This window comes from Pedobacter sp. SAFR-022 (genome assembly GCF_051965375.1).
Lineage (GTDB): Bacteria > Bacteroidota > Bacteroidia > Sphingobacteriales > Sphingobacteriaceae > Pedobacter.
This window is the reverse complement of sequence record NZ_JBQCME010000001.1, coordinates 241,909-260,277: the sequence shown is the minus strand read 5'-3', so window position 1 is coordinate 260,277 and position 18,369 is coordinate 241,909. Positions and strand designations below refer to the sequence as shown.

The 18,369-nt window shown below is 40.3% G+C and carries 18 protein-coding genes and 1 tRNA gene; 12 read left to right on the top strand and 7 right to left on the bottom strand.

Annotation, left to right across the window (positions count from 1 at the left end; all coding sequences use genetic code 11):
- The first annotated feature begins 6 nt into the window (after nt 1-6).
- Nucleotides 7-846: an amidohydrolase family protein gene (locus ACTHQF_RS01175; RefSeq protein ID WP_440428007.1), complete on the top strand. Its 840-nt coding sequence runs from the start codon at nt 7-9 to the stop codon at nt 844-846.
- A 23-nt stretch (nt 847-869) separates the two neighbouring features.
- Nucleotides 870-1,658, top strand: coding sequence for an SDR family oxidoreductase (locus ACTHQF_RS01170; RefSeq protein WP_440428005.1), 789 nt, complete (start codon nt 870-872; stop codon nt 1,656-1,658).
- Between the two features lie 10 nt (nt 1,659-1,668).
- On the opposite strand, the gene ACTHQF_RS01165 is transcribed toward ACTHQF_RS01170, so the two are convergent.
- The 5 genes from ACTHQF_RS01165 to ACTHQF_RS01145 all read right to left on the bottom strand — a co-directional run bounded on the left by ACTHQF_RS01165 (nt 1,669) and on the right by ACTHQF_RS01145 (nt 4,663).
- Nucleotides 1,669-2,112, bottom strand: a complete 444-nt coding sequence (locus tag ACTHQF_RS01165) for a luciferase domain-containing protein (protein WP_440428003.1) — start codon at nt 2,110-2,112, stop codon at nt 1,669-1,671.
- Nucleotides 2,099-2,863 carry an SRPBCC family protein gene (locus ACTHQF_RS01160; protein WP_440428001.1) on the bottom strand — a complete coding sequence of 255 codons (765 nt, stop codon included), beginning with the start codon at nt 2,861-2,863 and terminating at the stop codon, nt 2,099-2,101. Before ACTHQF_RS01160 ends, ACTHQF_RS01165 begins: the two co-directional genes overlap by 14 nt.
- 199 nt (nt 2,864-3,062) lie before the next feature.
- Nucleotides 3,063-3,467 (bottom strand): hypothetical protein, encoded by a 405-nt coding sequence (locus ACTHQF_RS01155; RefSeq protein WP_440428000.1) that lies wholly within the window; start codon nt 3,465-3,467, stop codon nt 3,063-3,065.
- Between the two features lie 31 nt (nt 3,468-3,498).
- The gene (locus tag ACTHQF_RS01150; protein ID WP_440427998.1) at nt 3,499-4,032 is read right to left on the bottom strand and encodes a GNAT family N-acetyltransferase; all 534 of its coding nucleotides are present in this window, start codon (nt 4,030-4,032) and stop codon (nt 3,499-3,501) included.
- A 22-nt stretch (nt 4,033-4,054) separates the two neighbouring features.
- Nucleotides 4,055-4,663: a DUF4369 domain-containing protein gene (locus ACTHQF_RS01145; RefSeq protein WP_440427996.1), complete on the bottom strand. Its 609-nt coding sequence runs from the start codon at nt 4,661-4,663 to the stop codon at nt 4,055-4,057.
- A gap of 443 nt (nt 4,664-5,106) precedes the next feature.
- Between ACTHQF_RS01145 and ACTHQF_RS01140 the strand changes: the two genes are divergently transcribed.
- From ACTHQF_RS01140 to ACTHQF_RS01115, 6 genes are all read left to right on the top strand, one after another.
- On the top strand, nt 5,107-5,952 hold the full coding sequence (locus ACTHQF_RS01140; protein WP_440427994.1) for a hypothetical protein: 846 nt from the start codon (nt 5,107-5,109) through the stop codon (nt 5,950-5,952).
- A gap of 77 nt (nt 5,953-6,029) precedes the next feature.
- The gene (locus tag ACTHQF_RS01135; RefSeq protein ID WP_440427992.1) at nt 6,030-6,434 is read left to right on the top strand and encodes a hypothetical protein; all 405 of its coding nucleotides are present in this window, start codon (nt 6,030-6,032) and stop codon (nt 6,432-6,434) included.
- A gap of 270 nt (nt 6,435-6,704) precedes the next feature.
- Nucleotides 6,705-7,577 carry a succinate--CoA ligase subunit alpha gene (gene sucD, locus ACTHQF_RS01130; protein WP_440427990.1) on the top strand — a complete coding sequence of 291 codons (873 nt, stop codon included), beginning with the start codon at nt 6,705-6,707 and terminating at the stop codon, nt 7,575-7,577.
- Nucleotides 7,578-7,768: 191 nt separating this feature from the next.
- Complete coding sequence (locus ACTHQF_RS01125) at nt 7,769-8,266, top strand: methionine-R-sulfoxide reductase (RefSeq protein WP_440427988.1); 498 nt, start codon at nt 7,769-7,771, stop codon at nt 8,264-8,266.
- 188 nt (nt 8,267-8,454) lie between these two features.
- Nucleotides 8,455-8,539: transfer RNA gene (locus ACTHQF_RS01120), tRNA-Ser, on the top strand.
- 311 nt (nt 8,540-8,850) lie between these two features.
- Nucleotides 8,851-9,870 carry a hypothetical protein gene (locus ACTHQF_RS01115; RefSeq protein WP_440427986.1) on the top strand — a complete coding sequence of 340 codons (1,020 nt, stop codon included), beginning with the start codon at nt 8,851-8,853 and terminating at the stop codon, nt 9,868-9,870.
- 163 nt (nt 9,871-10,033) lie between these two features.
- On the opposite strand, the gene ACTHQF_RS01110 is transcribed toward ACTHQF_RS01115, so the two are convergent.
- Complete coding sequence (locus ACTHQF_RS01110) at nt 10,034-10,705, bottom strand: hypothetical protein (protein WP_440427985.1); 672 nt, start codon at nt 10,703-10,705, stop codon at nt 10,034-10,036.
- 442 nt (nt 10,706-11,147) lie between these two features.
- On the opposite strand from ACTHQF_RS01110, the gene ACTHQF_RS01105 reads away from it, so the two are divergent.
- Nucleotides 11,148-12,401, top strand: a complete 1,254-nt coding sequence (locus ACTHQF_RS01105) for a delta-60 repeat domain-containing protein (protein ID WP_440427983.1) — start codon at nt 11,148-11,150, stop codon at nt 12,399-12,401.
- A 516-nt stretch (nt 12,402-12,917) separates the two neighbouring features.
- The gene (locus ACTHQF_RS01100) at nt 12,918-14,219 is read left to right on the top strand and encodes a WG repeat-containing protein (protein WP_440427981.1); all 1,302 of its coding nucleotides are present in this window, start codon (nt 12,918-12,920) and stop codon (nt 14,217-14,219) included.
- Between the two features lie 23 nt (nt 14,220-14,242).
- Here ACTHQF_RS01100 and ACTHQF_RS01095 read toward each other — a convergent pair whose 3' ends face one another.
- Nucleotides 14,243-15,037 carry a hypothetical protein gene (locus ACTHQF_RS01095; protein ID WP_440427979.1) on the bottom strand — a complete coding sequence of 265 codons (795 nt, stop codon included), beginning with the start codon at nt 15,035-15,037 and terminating at the stop codon, nt 14,243-14,245.
- 912 nt (nt 15,038-15,949) lie between these two features.
- On the opposite strand from ACTHQF_RS01095, the gene ACTHQF_RS01090 reads away from it, so the two are divergent.
- Complete coding sequence (locus ACTHQF_RS01090; RefSeq protein ID WP_440427977.1) at nt 15,950-16,810, top strand: hypothetical protein; 861 nt, start codon at nt 15,950-15,952, stop codon at nt 16,808-16,810.
- A gap of 278 nt (nt 16,811-17,088) precedes the next feature.
- Nucleotides 17,089-18,348 (top strand): Shedu immune nuclease family protein, encoded by a 1,260-nt coding sequence (locus ACTHQF_RS01085; protein ID WP_440427975.1) that lies wholly within the window; start codon nt 17,089-17,091, stop codon nt 18,346-18,348.
- Nucleotides 18,349-18,369 lie beyond the last annotated feature (21 nt).

Sequence of the window (18,369 nt, the reverse complement as noted above, 5' to 3'; positions counted from 1 at the left end):
AAATTGATGTTGAAGATTGATGCACATCAGCATTTCTGGCAATACAATCCGGTAAGGGACGCCTGGATCAATAACGATATGGCGATCCTGCAGGAGGACTTTTTGCCGGAACACCTGCAGCCGATACTGGAGCATTATGATTTCCAGGGAACGGTGGTGGTGCAATCGGATCAGAGCCCGGAGGAGAACCGCTTCCAGCTGGAGAATGCAGAAAAGCATCCTTTCATCAAGGCGGTGGTCGGCTGGGTGGATATGCAGGCGCCTGATCTGGAAGCGCAGCTGCGCGCTTATCAGCAATACCCCAAGTTGAAGGGCTTCCGTTCGATGTTGCAGAGCGATCCAGACCGCTCGCTGATGCTGCGGCCGGACTTTCAGGCGGGCATTGCGAAGTTACAAGCTTACGGATACACCTTTGATCTGCTGGTCTTACCCGATCAGCTGAAATATGCCGAAGCGCTGGTCGCCGCCTTTCCCGGTCAGCGTTTTGTACTGAACCACCTCGGCAAGCCGAACATCCGGCTGCGGCAATTTGAAGATTGGGTGGCAGACATCAAGGCGCTCGCCGCCCATGAAAACGTCTACTGCAAGGTATCCGGTATGGTTACCGAAGCCGATCTGACCCGCTGGAAATTCGAAGACCTCAAGCCTTACATTGACACCATCTTCGACTGCTTCGGCATTGAGCGGGTCTTGTATGGCTCTGACTGGCCGGTGTGCCGCCTTGCCGCAACCTTTGGCGAGGTAATGGAGATACTGGAAAACTATACAGCAAACTTTACAGCAGCGGAGCGTGAGCTTTTCTGGGCAAAGAATGCCATCCGCTTCTACAACATCAACATGCGTTAAACCAATATTAGCATCAAGAAAATATGGAACTGAACCTGAAAGATAAAGTCGTAATCGTAACCGGCGGTGCAAAGGGCATTGGCGCAGGTATTGTAAAAGCACTGGCTGCAGAAGGTGCAATCCCGGTGATCGTGGGCCGAAAAGCTGCTGACAATCTGGTACTCCTGGACGAGCTGCAAAAGGTGGGCTACAACGCCATGCAAGTGGAAGCTGAGCTGAGCGATCCTGCACAGTGTTCCAGTGCCATACAGCAGGTGCTGGAGCGTTTTGAAAGGATTGATGGCTTGATCAACAATGCCGGTGCAAATGATGGGGTAGGGCTGGAGCATGGCAGCTATCAGGGCTTTGTAGACAGCCTACATAAAAATGTGATTCATTATTACCTGATGGCACAAGAAGCATTGCCAGCTTTGAAAGCGTCCAAAGGCGCCATTGTGAACATCAGTTCAAAGGTGGCAGACACCGGACAGGGCGGTACTTCGGCCTATGCTGCGGCAAATGGTGCCAGGAACGCACTGACACGCGAATGGGCGGTAGAGCTATTGCCCTACGGTATCCGGGTGAATGCAGTGATCGTAGCGGAGTGTTTTACACCACTGTACCAGATCTGGATCAATACCCTGCCGAACCCCGAGGAGAAACTGCAATCCATAACCAGCAAGATTCCTTTAGGGCATCGCATGACCACAGCTGAAGAGATTGCGAATACGGCAATATTCCTGTTGTCAGACAGGTCTAGCCATACCACCGGTCAACTGATCTATGTGGATGGGGGCTATGTGCACCTGGACCGGTCGATAAGTAATTCGTAAGCGCCGGCCACTAACTGCTGACTGTTCGATTTTTCAAAGCATAACCCAACTGTAGCAATTTGATTGCGTAGGCTTCATCATCGTGGGAACGCATATAGAAACTGATCCAACCTGACTTCTTGAATAGGTGATGATCATTCACTCTACCCTCCACGCTCAACATCTCCTTGACCTGTCTATTCAACGCTACATCTAGTAAGCCATTGCTATGCAGATGTCCAACCTCCCGGTCACCAACGTTAAACTGCAATCCACCATATTTATGTATGCTTACGCTGGTGTTATCCCAGCTCAGGAATTCATCTTCCAAATGATCAAAATAGTCCAATAGGTCCGCATGACGGCAGTAGGTCCACAACCTTAGGTAGCCATCAAAAATGTGCGGCAATCCTGGAATGTGTTTTAAGAATCCCAGGTTCTGCACAACGAATTCAAATACGTTATTTGCTTTCACTAAGAAGTTTGATATGCTGCATTACACGCAAATGAACATTCCGGGTGATGCGCTCTGCCCATAGATCATAATACCAGATTGGAAATACATAGAGCCTGTACCAGCTGTTACCAACGAGCGTAGTCGTTCCGTCACCATTATCTTGTAAGAGAAACTGGCCACGTTGAATATCGATATGTCCCATAATTTCCGGATCTTTTGGCTGTTTGATGATGTCAAAGGTTAATTCTTTTGCTGGTTTGTAGGTTACCATGATCTCGTCAAATACGTAGCCGTTGCTGAAGATACATTTGCGTCCTGCACCTTCATAGTGTCCATCAACAGTTGCGGCGACTGGGCTAGGCATCCCAGCTTTAAATAGCCAGAAGTTTTCCTCTTGCTCTATTTTGTCGAAAGCCACGACATGTTCCCACACCTTTTCAGGCGGCGCATTAACAATAATAACATCCGATACCAGACTTTCATAATGGTGTTCGGACACCGAGTCTACAATGAAAAGTACCACCAATAGTGAGACGACACTCACATTCAGGTGTTTTCGACGACGCTTAAACATTGCTTTACCTGTGAATAGGCCCGTTAGGAGAAAGCCGAAGATTAATGGGGATACAATGAGCAGGCATATCATCCCCTCACCAAGGAAAATAACACTTAAAAGTATCGCAAGAAGCCCGTTCAATATGGCACGGGAAACCAGCGTTTTAGTTTTGTAATCATGATCTTTCCAGTACCAGGCACAGATCATTCCCATTAAAACAGGTACGATAACAAATTCGGCGTAGATCAGGACACCTGGACTGGAATTAAATAGCCTCGTAATCCCGATGCTCCCAAAAGCAAATAAATTAGAAAAAATATAACCTTTTGCTGAGTCTGTAAAGTAGCTTTTTAAGCCCATATGAAATTTTGATGTTTAGTAATATATTTCAGGTTAGCGGGAGCTATTCTGTTCAATTCTTTATTGGCTGCTGGATCCCCACCTTAAAAAATCCATACATGGCTACAACAGTTAGTAATGCACCGGCAGAGCCATAATAGGCATCTATAATGTCTGGTGTATTAAGAATACTAATCAGAACTTCGACAATGAAGTTCATTAGCACTGCAATGATTCCAAGCCAGATTACCAACTTAAATGCTGCACCTTGCAGGGTCATAATAAAGGCGAGTAGCGCGACCATCAATGAAGTAATTGCGAAGTTCGAGAGGTGATTAGATATTTCCGCGAAGACGATGTTTTGAGACTTACGATTCTTTGCAAGTACTAATCCCAAGTCAAAAAAGATAATGCAATAGAAGATGATAATCCCGCGAATGGTTGGAGCAAAGTTAAATAGCTGTTTTTTTGATTGCATATTTTAGTGTTAATGGCTTACCCAGCTAAAGTTATTTAGGCAAAGTTGCATTTTGCAGTGTATACCAGGCATGCGGATCTCCGTCGTATTCAAAGGAATTCACGAAACTAAAACCGCTGCTTTCCAATACCTTCCTTGATGCTCTATGTTCCAGATCTGCAATCGCATAAATGACTGGTAGCTGAAGTTCCTCGAAAGCATATTTGATCACGCCTTTTGTTGATTCCTTGGCATAGCCCTTTCCCCAGTAGCGTCTGATGAAGCGGTAGCCCAGATCATGGAAGTTCTGAAAACCGTTCATGCTCTCGGTAATAAACTTTAGTCCTCCCCAACCTACAAAGTGATCTGTCTCCTTCTCGATGATTGCCAGTCGGGCGACACCGAAATCCTGGTACTGCTGCCTGATATCGTGGATGTGTTGAAGCGATTCGTTTAAGGTCTTCACTGGACTGCGGCCTAGAAAGCGATGAACCTCTGGATCGCTGTCCATCTCGAACATGCCAGGGGAATCTTCCGGTAAGATTTCCCGCAGGTACAGTCGTTCTGTTTCAATAATTGGAGTCATTTACTGGAAATTAAGATCGGTACTATTTGGGCATATTTATTTTTTGTGCCAGCAACAGGCCCTCGGGACTTTGTTTTAAGCGATCGGACAACAAGCTGTAATACTTTTTGCAGTCGTAAGACGCAAACATGGAACTTCCGCCGCCAATCTGAGCCAAGGATTTTAGAAAAAGTAGGGATACCGGTGAGTCGTTATGATCGGCGAAGAACTGCTCATAGGCATGGGATTTTATGGTCGCGAACATATCATCAAGATCCTTATTCAATGAACTGCCTTTAACAACCGCATGCGCTACGGTTTTCCCTGTCGCCACTTCGAAATTATCAATTAATATGGTTCTGGAATCGTCGACCTGAATGCTTTTCTGCTGCATGAACATGTCGTAAGTCATCACAGAATCTTTTCTTATCATCAAAGCTCGCATGTCGAGTTCCCGGTCTTTTTTCAGGTTGAACTCAAAGCGGCCATTCAGGACCGGCGTTCTGGTAACACTTTTGTAAAACGAAACCAGATATGCAAATTTAGCTTCCGGATTATCAATGACCGTACCGGAGATCCTATAGGTTTTTTCTTGTGCTGAAAGTGACAGGGCACAACAGCAGAGCATAAAGACCAGCAATATTTTTTTCATGAAGATGGAGCGTTTAAGAAGGTTAAAATGCCTCTCAAGATAAGCTTTTTCGTCAAAAATCCAGGCGAACGTTAAGCCATCATAGCTTTTTCTCAAGTTGGCGTTAATGTCAATTGGTGCTATTAATGTTGCTCCCATGAAGCTATGTACAAGTCTTGATTGAAAATCAGCATGTGAAAGAACAGATTTTAGGTTAAGCCGCCCTCAACCCGGCCTCTAACCGGGGTCGAAACGCCCTTGACCCGGCCAATGCCGGATTAAGGGCGGATAGAGGACGTTTGGATGCCTTTTCAGTGGGTAATCTAAGGGCCTATTAACGATGGGCTTGCTAAATGTTGCTTGGGGATAAGCCTGCCGAACTGCTTGACCCTGATGATTTAACATATCTTTTAACATTTATTCCGCCTAACACAATAAACTAAAAGTTTATCTTCGCATAAATAATGGAAAGCATGGCCAGCCATAAAGTCGCGTTACTGGTTCACAGTTGCGACAGATACGAATTGCTGTTTAAGGGATTTGACTACTTCTTCCGGTCGAACTGGGATTTCAACATCCCCCTGCATTATTATTTCGCTACAGAGGAGGTCGAGGTTGATCTTCCTGGTTTTACCAACATCCGATCGGGAAAAGGGGAGTGGAGCGATCGGCTTCGCTTATTGCTGGAGCAGATCGAAGAAGAATACATCCTATATTTTCAGGAAGACATGTGGTTGAATAAACCCGTGGATCTGGAATTCATCAATGCGCTGATCTGCAAAGCCACGTCAAACAAATGGATGCAGGTCAAGCTGAACTCCTCGGAGGTCTTCCGTACCCAGCCCAGCGGTTTGTCGATCAACGGCTTCGAAGTGAGCAGGGTTAATAATAAGACCAGTGGTTTTTTGATGTCGCACCAGGTGACACTTTGGAACAAGCAGTTTCTGATGGATCAGTTGAAACCGGGAGAACATCCCTGGCGCAATGAACGTAAGGGCACCAAAAGGCTGCGGAAACTGGATAAGGAGATTTTCCATCTGGATTATTTTGCGGAAAACGGTCAGCCGGAAATCAACAACAACATGCCAGGTGTTAAGCGCAGTGCGTACCAGAGTATCTCTATGAATGCCTGCCTGAACCATAATGCGCTGCCCTTTATTGAGCAACTGGAAAAAGATAACGCCTATGCCGAATATGCAGCAAAACTGCGCTACAATTTCGAACATGGGATTACGCACGATGGCAAGCCTAAACCCTTAAAGAAAGACATCTTTAAGCGGCTGAAAGACTGGCTAAAAGCCGTGGGTTAAGAATCAAATAATTTTCTTGCAATTCAGAATTATTATGTAGTTTGGAATAAATAAACCAAACCAAATACAATCTGATTATGAAAAAACTTGCTACACTTATTGTTGGAGTATTCGCTCTGATGATCATTTCTGTTGCTGCCAAGGCACAGTCGAACACCGATTTTTTTGTTGGCAAATGGGACATCTTGGTAAAGGGTACGCCGCAGGGCGATGTGAACATGAAAGTGAGCTTCGAAAAGAAGGATGGGAAGCTTGTTGGCACCATGGTAAATCCGGATACTCAGAAAGAAGAACCGTTTAATAAGTTGGATACCACGGAAAAGGGGATTATTGTCTATTTTTCGGCTCAAGGCTATGATGTAGATATGAGCCTGGAAAAACAGGATGATGACCATGTAATAGGATCCGTAATGAGTATGCTCGAAGTAACCGGGGTAAGGGTGAAAAAAGAGGTAACAACATTAACCGTTGTAGCAGAGTAAGTTAGCTGCTAAGGGAGAACTATTTTCAATTTTTTTTAGAAAACATTTGTGGTTAAATAACTTTTTTCTACATTTGTATCGAGAGCGTTAATTTAACGGGGGCAGGTTTTCGGACTTGTCCCCGTTTCTTTTTTCAATCCGTTTTCAAATGCCTTTCCTGGGCATTTATCTCATTTCAATTCCATATTGCAGGCATTTCAATTATTGTATGGATTGCATTTGACATTCCATCTCAATTAACTTAGATTTGCCAATAAAAAAATTAGATACATGAGTGTTTTAGTAAATAAGGATTCAAAAGTTATAGTTCAGGGTTTTACCGGAAATGAAGGTACTTATCATGCTTCTCAGATGATAGAATACGGAACTAACGTTGTTGGCGGGGTAACTCCTGGTAAAGGCGGACAAACTCACTTAGACAGGCCAGTTTTTAACACGGTTAAAGATGCTGTTGATCAGGCTGGTGCTAATGTATCAATCATTTTTGTACCTCCTGCTTTTGCGGCTGATGCAATTATGGAAGCTGCAGAGGCTGGTATTAAAGTTATCGTTTGTATTACTGAAGGTATCCCAACAAAGGATATGATTCAGGTAAAAGAATATATCTCTGGCAGGGATTGCCGTTTGATCGGTCCAAACTGTCCAGGTATCATTACTGCTGATGAAGCTAAAATTGGTATCATGCCAGGTTTTATCTTCAAAAGAGGTACTGTAGGTGTGGTTTCTAAATCAGGAACTTTAACTTACGAAGCAGTTGATCAGGTTGTTAAGGCTGGTTTAGGTATCACAACCGCTATCGGTATTGGTGGTGACCCGATCATCGGAACAACAACTAAAGAAGCTGTTGAATTATTAATGAACGACCCTGAAACTGAAGGTATCATCATGATTGGTGAGATCGGTGGTGGAATGGAAGCTGAAGCAGCGCGTTGGATTAAAGAAAACGGTACTAAACCGGTAGTTGGTTTCATCGCTGGTCAAACTGCTCCTGCAGGTCGTAGAATGGGTCATGCTGGTGCCATCGTAGGTGGTGCAGATGATACTGCTGCTGCTAAAATGAAGATCATGGCAGAATGTGGCATCCGCGTAGTGGAAAGCCCTGCTGAGATCGGTGCTGCAATGGCAGAAGCTTTGAAAAGGTAATTAAGAACTTCTTGCATAATACGAACGAGATTTGCTTCTGCAGGTCTCGTTTTTTGTTTTTTAAGGTTTTGCGGCCGGACAATATATGGCATGTCTCTTTGACTTCTTTGTTTGCTTAAAGCCTTGCTTTGTTGACATTAAGATTACGGCGACTGAAATCCATGGCACGTTTTTGCTTCGTATATTTATATATGAAATCTACCTTGAAGAAATTAATGTTTACACTTGCAGGTTTCCTGCTGATGAGCAGCATCACCGCTTGCGCACAGAAACAACCGAAAGCTGCAACTGTACCCACAACAACTACGAAAAAAGATATGAGTAACTGGAATAAATTAACCAAAGAAGAGGAAGCAGTAATCGTGCACAAAGGCACGGAGTATCCAGGCACTGGAGAACTGCTGAACAATAAAGAAAAGGGTACGTATACTTGCAAAAGGTGTAATGCGCCGTTGTACCGCTCTGAAACGAAGTTCGAGTCGTATTGCGGCTGGCCAAGTTTTGATGACGAAATAGAGGGTGCAGTGAAGCGGATTCAGGATGCGGATGGTTCAAGAACGGAGATCGTGTGTGCCGCCTGTGGCGGTCACCTGGGTCACGTTTTCCTTGGTGAAGGTTTTACCTTGAAGAACACCAGGCATTGCGTGAATTCTGTGTCGATGAACTTCGTGCCGGATACGAAAGGGTAGGTTTTTAACCCCTTCGGGGCTGCAGAGAGCATAAATGGACAGGAGTGGTAAGATTCTCTTGTCTATTTATGCTTTTTTTGTTTTAGAAGTGGCTGATTTTCTTTGAGATGGGTTTTTACCTGGATTTTTTATAGCTGGATTTGTGGGAGCGGGTTTGTAGGTTCGGTTTGGAATTGTACTTTTGCGGCGGAGAGTTGGCAGAGTGGTCGATTGCGGCAGTCTTGAAAACTGTTGAGTGTAATAGCTCCGGGGGTTCGAATCCCTCACTCTCCGCAGCTAAAATCTAATGAAACCGCGCAGGTCCTGTGCGGTTTTTGCTTTTCTGAGATTTTCTTTCATTGATTATTTCATAACACTGATAGACACCGTTGTGGTTTGATTTGTTTGGCGGTTTGAGAATCTCATCTAGTCCTCATAAAAACGCCGGTAGTATTTGTTCATCCGCTAGTGCCCAAGTAGTTTTGAAAGGGAGGGGAATAAAGTCCTTAGGCTTGCATGAATAAGCTAAAGGTTCCTTTTTATAAAGTACTCTATGTCCAATTCAATAGCTATTAAGATATTTTGAAATTACATACATTTATAGAATGAGAGTATTATTGGTAGCGCCTATTAATAATTTTAAATTGTTTGATGCCACTAGCTTTATGATTGGTGACTTTATGCTAACAAATGATGAAGACATTAAAAACTATTTGCGTACAAATGTTAATTTCATTGCAAGAATTGGGTTAAATCAATTTGAAACCATACTAAACAGTCATATTATATATTTTAATAATGATATCTCTGAATTAGGCATACTAAAGGGAGCTGAGGATAATACTATTGAAGAGAAAGCCAATGTTATATCAAAATACCTTCGAATGAGTATTGATTGTCTCTGGTACGAAAAAGACAATAGCGCATTTATTGATAACGTTTTTATTGAACTCCCTAATAAGAACGTTATAAAATCTCATACAGCTTTGTTTAATTCAGATAGTAAGGGTAGCCACGACTTAATTGGTTTTACTAAGGAGGAGATGATAAAAGGACTAACTTTAATGCCGTTACTAGTAAGTAAATATCAAAAGTACTCTAAACAAAACTCAAAGATAATTTCAACAGTAAAACCAATAATTAATGGAAGAACGGTAAACAATTTGAATGTAGTGCCCTATCAACATAATCGAGTGATGCGAGCAGCATTATTTCTGCAAATGGTTCGAGGAAATGATACTGTTGTAATGAAAATTGCTTTTTACATCGCGATATTAGAATGTCTATTCACATCCTCCAATTCGGAATTAGCCCATCAGGTATCGGAACGTGTTGCTTTATTTCTAAAGGGTGATAAGATTGCTAAAAAAGAGACTTATAAAAGAATAAAAAGCGCTTACTCCGTCCGTTCTAGTTATGTACATGGTGATAACATAAAATTAAAACCTGAAGATCAGGTAATCTTGAGTCGGGATTTGGACATTATTGTCAGATCATCCTTTAAGATGATCTTTAAAAACGATTATATATTTTTGCTTGACAAGGACACAAAAGATTCTACTGAGATCTTTGAAGATTTTTTCAAAGATCTTCTTTTTACAGATGATATTGAATTTTCTGAATAGCTGCAGCTTTGTATGCTTTTTAAATTTACAGCTAAAAGAGAAGAAGGAAAACGGTCTAAATACTATAATAGCGCCGCTAATACTTAATTCCTAAAGTTTAAGCTTCGTTTTTTCAGACAAATGTACATAGGCTACTGGTAATTTAGGTATACGTTCCATGGAACTATTTCGATAAGTCCCCCTCATGTGAATCAACCAGGTTTCCAAATTTTTCTTTTAATACCTCTGAAAGTCCTTCCTTATTGCGAATGAAACTGCGAAGCCTACTATATCCCACGATGTCTCTCCCGTTTAGTATGGAAGCGTAGACACCATCTGGCAAGTTAGAAGTGGGGGCGCTTACTCCAGTAAGTCTATGGAATGCGCTCGTTCCCTCACAAATAATGATTTTTGGATCTATAGCCTCAATCAACCTCTCCACCCAGACTCTCGAGTGGTAATAGACTTTTTTGTCTTTTTGTGAGTTCAAAAGTTTATACAGCGAACTTTCATCCTTAGTTGCGAAGAAAAAATAATTAATTTTCATTGCTGTTTTTAACTCCTTAGTTAAGCCGGCCAACTTCATCACTTTCCTTGTTTCTGTTGCCAGTTGATAATTATAGTGGAGATATTCAAAGTTTTGTAACGGGGAGAATCGTTTGACATTCTGATCACGATCATTGAAATAACCCGCTCCAGGATTAATACCGATAAAAAGGAAGGTTGGTCTCTTTATCAATGGTGAGAAGAATATCTGAGTTCCTCGAAAGTGGGGATTACTATTTGTTTCCAAGATTTCGTGAAATACCTCGACCTTGCTCTTTAAATCCTCCGCCACTTCGATTAGCTTTTCCATAAAATATTTGAATTACTTAATAAGCAGTCAATATATGATTTCTAGCTGCTTATTTAAGCTTCATTCAGGGCATATACAATCCAGCTTCCTTAAACGTCTCTTATATGGTTTTTCTTCGTTTTTTGAGACAAACTTACTATAAGGTTACTGCTAATTAGAATTATAGGTATATGGGACTATTTCCAACAAGTTCCTCTAATGTAAAGCAAGTCAGGGTTTGATATCTGTCTTTAACACCTCTGGATGTCCTTTTTTAGGAGTCGCGTCGCCACATAACATCGTTAAATTTCGCGGTCTTATTCAAATAGACTTTACAGTATTTCTCATTTTACCCATGATTCATTTATTTGCATTACTCTCCAGATTTAAAGTTAAATTCAATTTAAATTGTTGAGAACTAAATGCTTGTCTTTTTTTTGGCAACAATATACTCTGAAATGTTATGAGAAAATACCTACACCTATTTATCGCAGGACTTTGTTTCCTTGTTATAGCATCATGTGGTAAGAAAGATGTGCCAGAGCCATCAGATCCGATCACGCCTGGTACAGATTCTGTTGTTACCAATCCAACAAACAATGGAATAGTCGATCCGGCATTTTCTAAGGCCGTAACAGGAAGTGCCTTCGCCGCGTGTGTTGATGACAACAAAAATATATTTGTTATAGGAAGCTTTGGTCCGCAGTTCGAAACAAAATTCATGGTATACAAGTTGAAACCGAACGGTGAAATTGATCCAACGTTTGATATCGATAAAGATAAAACCTGGTCAGATAATTTGCCTGCAAATACAAATATGATTGCTCTTCCCCAAGGGAAAATTTTAATATCTGGCTCGTTCAAAGTTAATGGAGTTAGTAAATTCCTTATTCGTCTTAATGCAGATGGGTCATTAGACAGGTCCTATGTTCCAACTACCCGTATCACGTCAATCAATAAGCTTGTAAAACTAACTGGTGGAAGAATTGCTGTTCTCGGCACAAACACTTTTGCTAATGGTTTTGGAGAAGCACACTTCTTCAGTCTAAATGAATCAGGTGAATATGACCGAAACAATGGTTTCCGCATTCAAGATGATCATACAGCCCTGTTCGATTTAATTGAATCGAAGTCTGGAAAAATTTACTTAGCCGGCGCTTTTAGATTAACTACTGGGACACGAATTACCAATTCAATTGCTAGGTTTAATCCAGCCGATTTGGCAATTGATGAAAGCTTTGCACAAGTTCAAGAATGCATATTTTCTGGACCAGGTGCCATTGATGTAGCTGGTTCGATTAACTATATGGTTGAACAGGTCGACGGGAAGATTGTAGTCGGCGGATTGTTTGATAAGTTCCTCATACCGAATGAAAGAGACAACGTTACTGCCTACCATCAAGTAGCCAGATTTAATCCAGACGGATTAATTGATGTCGCTTTCAAAGACAACAACAATTACACAGGTGGTTTAAGTGCCATGATTGGCACTTCAAATGATCAAATACTTGTCGGTCGTAATCAATCCTTGGCAGCTTCTCAAGGTGAAAGATATTTAGAGCTCCTTGATAAAAACGGGAATATTTCCCCAACGTTCAAACTTGGTATGGATGGGACGAATATTGCAGGCATTGTTCGCCAGGACAATAATAATGTCATTATATTTGGTGCCTTTGGAGATGCCAATAATTCTGCATTGTACCGTATAAAGCTTTAACGAAGTCCTAATTAAGAATAAGTGCGAATTGCAGAGGTACAGCAACCTTATTGTACGGAGTTAATATCTGTCTCTTAAGATCTTACATCTGCAAATTTGGCGCTTAAAAGGCTTAGCTATACTATGTTCCTAGTTGTAATTGAATACTTATTACTTCTTTTTATGAGACTCGATCTTGATTTTGAATAAGGCACCGATCGTGCTGGATATATAGATATAAACATATCATGATATCCTTATATCACAGTAACTTAACACTAAAGAAAATACATTCAATTTAGGTCGGATACTATAATGCTATTGATATAACGCCGCTCAATTATGACAGGAGAGCGCTTAAGCTTCCTTTTTTGAGACGAAACGAAATCTATCTGATTCTTTTAGAGACTAAGAATAGCTAGAAGTAGCTATTACTTTTGCAAGATGCGTGGGGTAGATTTACCTTATTAATCTCAATCTTGTTTTAAGAATTCTAATGTGCCAATCCAATGTTTAAATAAAGCAACTTGTAAGCTTATGAAAACTAAAGTAAAATGTCTTTTTATACTATTCCTTATTAGTAGCATGGTGGGCATCGCTCAAGAAAATGCTACTCAATTGCTATTGAACTATATTCGTTTAGAAGCCGACCAAATATCAAACTATCAAGGTGGTTTTGCGATCATTTCCCGAGGGCAACAATCAACTATGATTGATAGGTTTGGACGAGAAGTTATTCCATATGGGACATTCAAATTTACAAATTTAGGCTTCGGAGATGATCGTTGTGTGGAAGGATTTGATAATAATTACTGCATTGTCCAAGATCCAAAATCATATAAATTAGGGTTTGTAGATACCCTAGGTAAGTTGGTTATTAATTACGAATATCGATGGGCTTCTCCGTTCGATGATGATGGATATGCTGTCGTGATAGGTCAAGACAGTAGGAATTACTTCATTTCAAGACAAAATCGGAAAATCCCAATTGACCCAGTATTCATCTACGATAAACATTTAATGCCTGCTATGCCTAATGTAAGGGGAGAGAATGGTGGACTGGAAGCACTTTTTGAAGCCCGGCCTTCAGTGCAAACAGGCCCAGTTATTTATGCTGAATTCGTTAACGGGTTATGTGTGGGAAAGAAGGACTTGTTTGGATACTACAATAGATTCGGTAAAAAGATTATTGACAATATTTATATCCAGGCACAACCATTTTCCGAAGGTCTGGCAGCAGTTGCGCAAAAGAATAGCTTTGGGGAAATAAAGTGGGGTTTTATTGACGAGAAAGGAAAAACAGTGATTGATTTCATGTTTAGAAATCAGCCAGGTAATTTTCACAATGGTTTATCGGTTGTATTCCCTGCAGAAAAAAGTGACTTTTCGTATGCCTTTATGGATAAAACTGGTTCCATTTTCTATACTGTAAAGGATTCTAAAAAAAATGAATTCAAAGACTTTCAAGGAAATGTAGCCTTTGTTCGCAATTCTGGACGTATGATGTTATTAGATCGTAGCGGGGCCCTTCACCCTTTGATTATAAAAAGTACTAAAAACAGCAGATCTAATAATTCGGTTAATCTTGAAGCTTTTTCCTACTATCAGAATATAGTTAATGATAATATTTTGATAGAAATAGCTAATAAGCAAGGTTTAATAGATGTGAAAGGAAACACCATTGTTCCAGCCATGTTCGAGAAACTTTCTTACTTTGACCCGGTTTCTAATCTTGCAAAAGCTACTTACTTAACCCCAAAAGGAGATAAGATTGAGGGATATATAAATAAAAACATTCACTTTGTAAGTGTCAAGGAAATGCCTAAGTCGAAATGGTGACGTCCATGTCATGTATTAAATGTTTATTTATCGTTAGCTGGTTTTAACAGAGAAACAAGCACTGCCATTGATGAAACTGGTACTTCAAAATATATATCTTTCAGATTCTTATAGTTGAAGTCAAATCCTCTGCCAGCTGGATTTAATAAAAATTCTGATTCACTAAAGCCATCTTGGGAGCTGGTTAGCATAAATCTACAGTTAGTTTTGTCTGGAAGTTCATTGTAAGAAAAACTTAAGGAGCGGTCAGTACCTTTAGAAGAACTTATCCAATCATATTTAACACATTGTTTATTGATGTCAACGGCAATTTCGCTCAAATATTTGGGCGAATCTTCAACTGTGCCCCAATAATACAAGGGAATATCAAAGCCAGGTTCGGAAAATTCACCCGTTTTTAACTCAGCATTATTTTTCTTAATAACTACATATGAAATTACTGGCGTAGCAAGGAACCCATTTTGGGTAGTGGGGTATTCCCATTTTCCGGGTATGAATTTTTTAGTTATCAATAGAAGGCTAGTTCCTTCGACGTTTATTTCGCGTGCTTCAATAACTTTAAAATTGTCATGTCCTGTAATATTGACCCCCGTTTCGAAGCGGGCAACATCCGCTGAACTTAATCGAAGTCGTTGTATTTTGTTAGATCCTTTCAGCCATTGTCCATCGGACCCTTTAATCCATCCTGTGGCTTTTGTCAATGACCACAATATTTTAGGGGAAACTGCTGGCAAACTTTTATTTTCGCGGTCCTGAGCTTTTACAAAGGAGGTAAGTAGAATAAGAAACACTAGTTGTGTAAGTCTAAATGTTTTCATGGGATAAAGTTTGAGGTTTATTAATCAGAGGACAGATTGATTTTGAATTCAACTTATTGAAGCTGAAGTTACAGTAGTCCTTAAAGGTTTAAAATACCTACTATTAGGTATTCTTCTTCTATTGATCAATTGGTTCTTATTGCAGCATTCAGGTAGCAGCAAACATCCTTGGACTCTAAAAAATGGCAATCAGCAACCGCAAATAGTTAATAAGAACAATTTCTGTTCTGGGCGCCTAGCCGTAGTTATCTCCATGGTGTTTAATAATATCTTTAGATTGAACTCATTATCTACCTAGGTAAGCACTTCGAATAATTGTCCAACCCTATTGACAATAAGCAATGTCAATCATTAGTCCAAAGGAGAACCCTTCCTTTTTTGAGACAGATTCTCCTGGTACTTGTTTATTATTCCAAGACCCACAGGTAGATGAAAATTCGATAATAGATCTAAGGTCGGATGCAATAATTTAATTTACGAACGCAATGTGTTTGTAATGATACTTGCCTTGTAACTGATTACTAACAGTTATTTAGGTAGCTGCAGTAATCTGCTCGATCTCTTGCTTTTTGTTCGTTTTCAAAAATGAATTCTCCAACCTACCGGTACATTATGGTACGTCCATGATCGACCATTTGGATAGCTTCCTTTTAATCTTATTGTTTTTCTTGGGACAAATTCTTCCCTGTTGAAGGCAGAATCGATCGACTAAGTATTTAAAACCAAAGTTTCTGCCAGACTGATAAGCAAAGTTACTTTATCGATATGCTCCAAGTAAACATGCAATTCCATTCGCAATGAACAATGCCGGGGTCAAATGACTACTTCATGTCTTGATTAAACTTATTTAAAGTCGTAGCTTTAAAAGCAAAGCACAACTAAACAAAAATTTCATAAAAACGCTCTACTGCAATGTTTAATAATATTCTTGGCAATAAAAAAGCTAGTAAGACTTGTTTCTTTAAATGTGACAATGAAACACTCATTGATATAAACGACATCCCGGGTAATGGTTCTATAAATAGCTGCATAGAAAGTCTAGGGTTTGCTGCCAATCACGTAAAGATCGTTCACACATTTGATTCTGATAAAATCAGTTGTCTAGGATTTAAATCGCTGTCAAAACAGCTAGTCATGGTCTTGACAAAAAGTCCTCAAACGAAAATATCGTACTCAGATGTCCGAAGCGAAATAAAAAGGATCGATTGGGATTTTGAATATTCAAGCCTAGCCATAGAAGATATTTTACAAGAAGGAATTGATTTGCAAAACCTGGATTTTAGTTTTCTCAAATCGGTCATTGAGCTAAAAGATGATGGTGAAAATGTTTTTAAATCTGATCAATTAGGATTGTATTTCCAGTTTAACAAAGGAATGTTAAAGGCATTTGCTTCTACGGGATGGGATAATTCTGCAACTAAATGGTTGAATGACCTTAATCCAAAAATGGTAACTCGAATGAAAGAGGAGGCACAACGATATCACGCTAATGATATTGATACTATGGAGGAAGTAAACAATCAAGCAAAAGCAATTTTGGGTATTCCAAAAGCTATTGGAAATGAGTTCATCCCTTTGCATACTAAAAAGAACGGAAACGTAAATTTCTATAACTTGTTGATTACGCATTATAATGAAAACTGTAGCGTAGATGACTTTTTGTTCATGAACAAAGGGCGGTTAAGCAAGATTAATGAAAATACAATTGAAGTTGGGAGATTTATTTACAGCTTTACTAGTGACGGATGGCTGGAAAGTGCATTTGAAAAATAGATGCATATGAACCACTGCACACAGGTCAACCTTGCTTTTGAGGTAAAATTTTCCTTGGCAAAGATCATAGATAATCAAGCCTTGTTTAAGAGTCGACGGCAAAAAAATATCATTCGATCGGAAAATTTTTAACATCTATGTTACCAGAGACTAGCCATAGCTTAGCCTACCTGAGGTCCGGAAGTTGCTGAGCGGAAGCATTACAAGACGGCTGCTTTGGCGGCATTTAATAATGCGTTTATCTAGGTTTGTTCACCAAAAAATATTTGGCAAAAGTTATGACCATCCGTATTTATCCATTTGACGATTTATTGATCCTAAAATATACCCCCGACAATAATTCTGGATGGGTTAGGGACAAGCTTCGGGATGATGGCGAATTCGCACTTAAAAAAACATTCTTATTCAAAGTCAAAGATTTGCTGGATGAAGCTGAGCAAAATAAAATCGAAAAAGCAATTGAGAATAATGATGAATGGATGGAAACGGACGAAGACGATGAGCCACTTGACCAGGATAGTATCGCATTTGTTCTTGGACATCTGACTGATGACTACTACCACATTAAGCCAGGCAAAGTCACAACTGACCATAGCGTCTTCATGCACAAGGACAACAAATTTGATCCGAAGCTTTTCATATCAGCAAGAAATATTTCTGTATTTGCCAGAATGGAGAAGTACATGCAACGTGACATTCTGATCGGCGGGAATGCCGAAGATGCAATTCCTGAGCCAGTCATGTGGGACTTAATTCGCAAATTCCCCAACACCCGTCAAAAAGACTTGTATGAAGGATCGATTATCTCCGGTATTATCAGGGACTATGTCGACAACATCCCGGATTACAGAGCCAAATATGAAAATTACCTGAATAAGCAGCGGACAGTAAAACCTTCTGATTTGGCACCCTTAGTCAAAAATCAGGAAGTTCATAAATTTCAACTGATTCTTGATAAACTAGAAATGATGCTGGCCCATCAAAAAACGTATACCGAGCATCAATGGCAGGAAGAAATACTAACCATGATCACCTTGATCTATCCAAAATACATTCATGTTTATAAAAGCGTCCCTGTGAAGCGTAAAGGGCATACTGATTTACAAGTTGACTTGCTTTTGATCGATAGCGGTGGCTATGCCGATATTATCGAGATCAAGAAACCGACAGACAGCATGATCGTAACTCATGGGAGATACCGGGACAATCACATCCCGTATCGTGAACTTTCCGGTACCATCATGCAGATTGAGAAATATATTTATTATTTGAACCGCTGGGGGCCGGATGGAGAACAATATCTGTCAAGAAAATTGACCGGGCTTCCATTAGGATTTGAAGTAAAACTCACGAACCCGGGTGGGCTTTTGATCATGGGCCGGGACGATACACTGACCCAGGACCAGTTAAAAGATTTCGAAGTCATTAAAAGAAAATATAAAAACATCGTAGACATACTGACGTATGACGAACTGATCCGTCGATTGAAATTTACCATCACTTTGTGGACAGCCAAACCTGGTCTCAATAATTGTTAAGTCGGCGACTAACTACCTTAA

Bases quoted from the DNA above. Each gene is read 5' to 3' on its own strand.
- ACTHQF_RS01090 (WP_440427977.1), top strand. From the start codon at position 15,950: ATGTTTAATAATATTCTTGGCAATAAAAAAGCTAGTAAGACTTGTTTC.
- ACTHQF_RS01125 (WP_440427988.1), top strand. From the start codon at position 7,769: ATGAAATCTACCTTGAAGAAATTAATGTTTACACTTGCAGGTTTCCTG.
- ACTHQF_RS01170 (WP_440428005.1), top strand. From the start codon at position 870: ATGGAACTGAACCTGAAAGATAAAGTCGTAATCGTAACCGGCGGTGCA.
- ACTHQF_RS01115 (WP_440427986.1), top strand. From the start codon at position 8,851: ATGAGAGTATTATTGGTAGCGCCTATTAATAATTTTAAATTGTTTGAT.
- ACTHQF_RS01150 (WP_440427998.1), bottom strand. From the start codon at position 4,032: ATGACTCCAATTATTGAAACAGAACGACTGTACCTGCGGGAAATCTTA.
- ACTHQF_RS01095 (WP_440427979.1), bottom strand. From the start codon at position 15,037: ATGAAAACATTTAGACTTACACAACTAGTGTTTCTTATTCTACTTACC.
- ACTHQF_RS01155 (WP_440428000.1), bottom strand. From the start codon at position 3,467: ATGCAATCAAAAAAACAGCTATTTAACTTTGCTCCAACCATTCGCGGG.
- ACTHQF_RS01135 (WP_440427992.1), top strand. From the start codon at position 6,030: ATGAAAAAACTTGCTACACTTATTGTTGGAGTATTCGCTCTGATGATC.
- ACTHQF_RS01085 (WP_440427975.1), top strand. From the start codon at position 17,089: ATGACCATCCGTATTTATCCATTTGACGATTTATTGATCCTAAAATAT.
- ACTHQF_RS01160 (WP_440428001.1), bottom strand. From the start codon at position 2,863: ATGGGAATGATCTGTGCCTGGTACTGGAAAGATCATGATTACAAAACT.
- ACTHQF_RS01105 (WP_440427983.1), top strand. From the start codon at position 11,148: ATGAGAAAATACCTACACCTATTTATCGCAGGACTTTGTTTCCTTGTT.
- ACTHQF_RS01140 (WP_440427994.1), top strand. From the start codon at position 5,107: ATGGAAAGCATGGCCAGCCATAAAGTCGCGTTACTGGTTCACAGTTGC.
- ACTHQF_RS01100 (WP_440427981.1), top strand. From the start codon at position 12,918: ATGAAAACTAAAGTAAAATGTCTTTTTATACTATTCCTTATTAGTAGC.
- sucD (WP_440427990.1), top strand. From the start codon at position 6,705: ATGAGTGTTTTAGTAAATAAGGATTCAAAAGTTATAGTTCAGGGTTTT.
- ACTHQF_RS01145 (WP_440427996.1), bottom strand. From the start codon at position 4,663: ATGAAAAAAATATTGCTGGTCTTTATGCTCTGCTGTTGTGCCCTGTCA.
- ACTHQF_RS01110 (WP_440427985.1), bottom strand. From the start codon at position 10,705: ATGGAAAAGCTAATCGAAGTGGCGGAGGATTTAAAGAGCAAGGTCGAG.
- ACTHQF_RS01175 (WP_440428007.1), top strand. From the start codon at position 7: ATGTTGAAGATTGATGCACATCAGCATTTCTGGCAATACAATCCGGTA.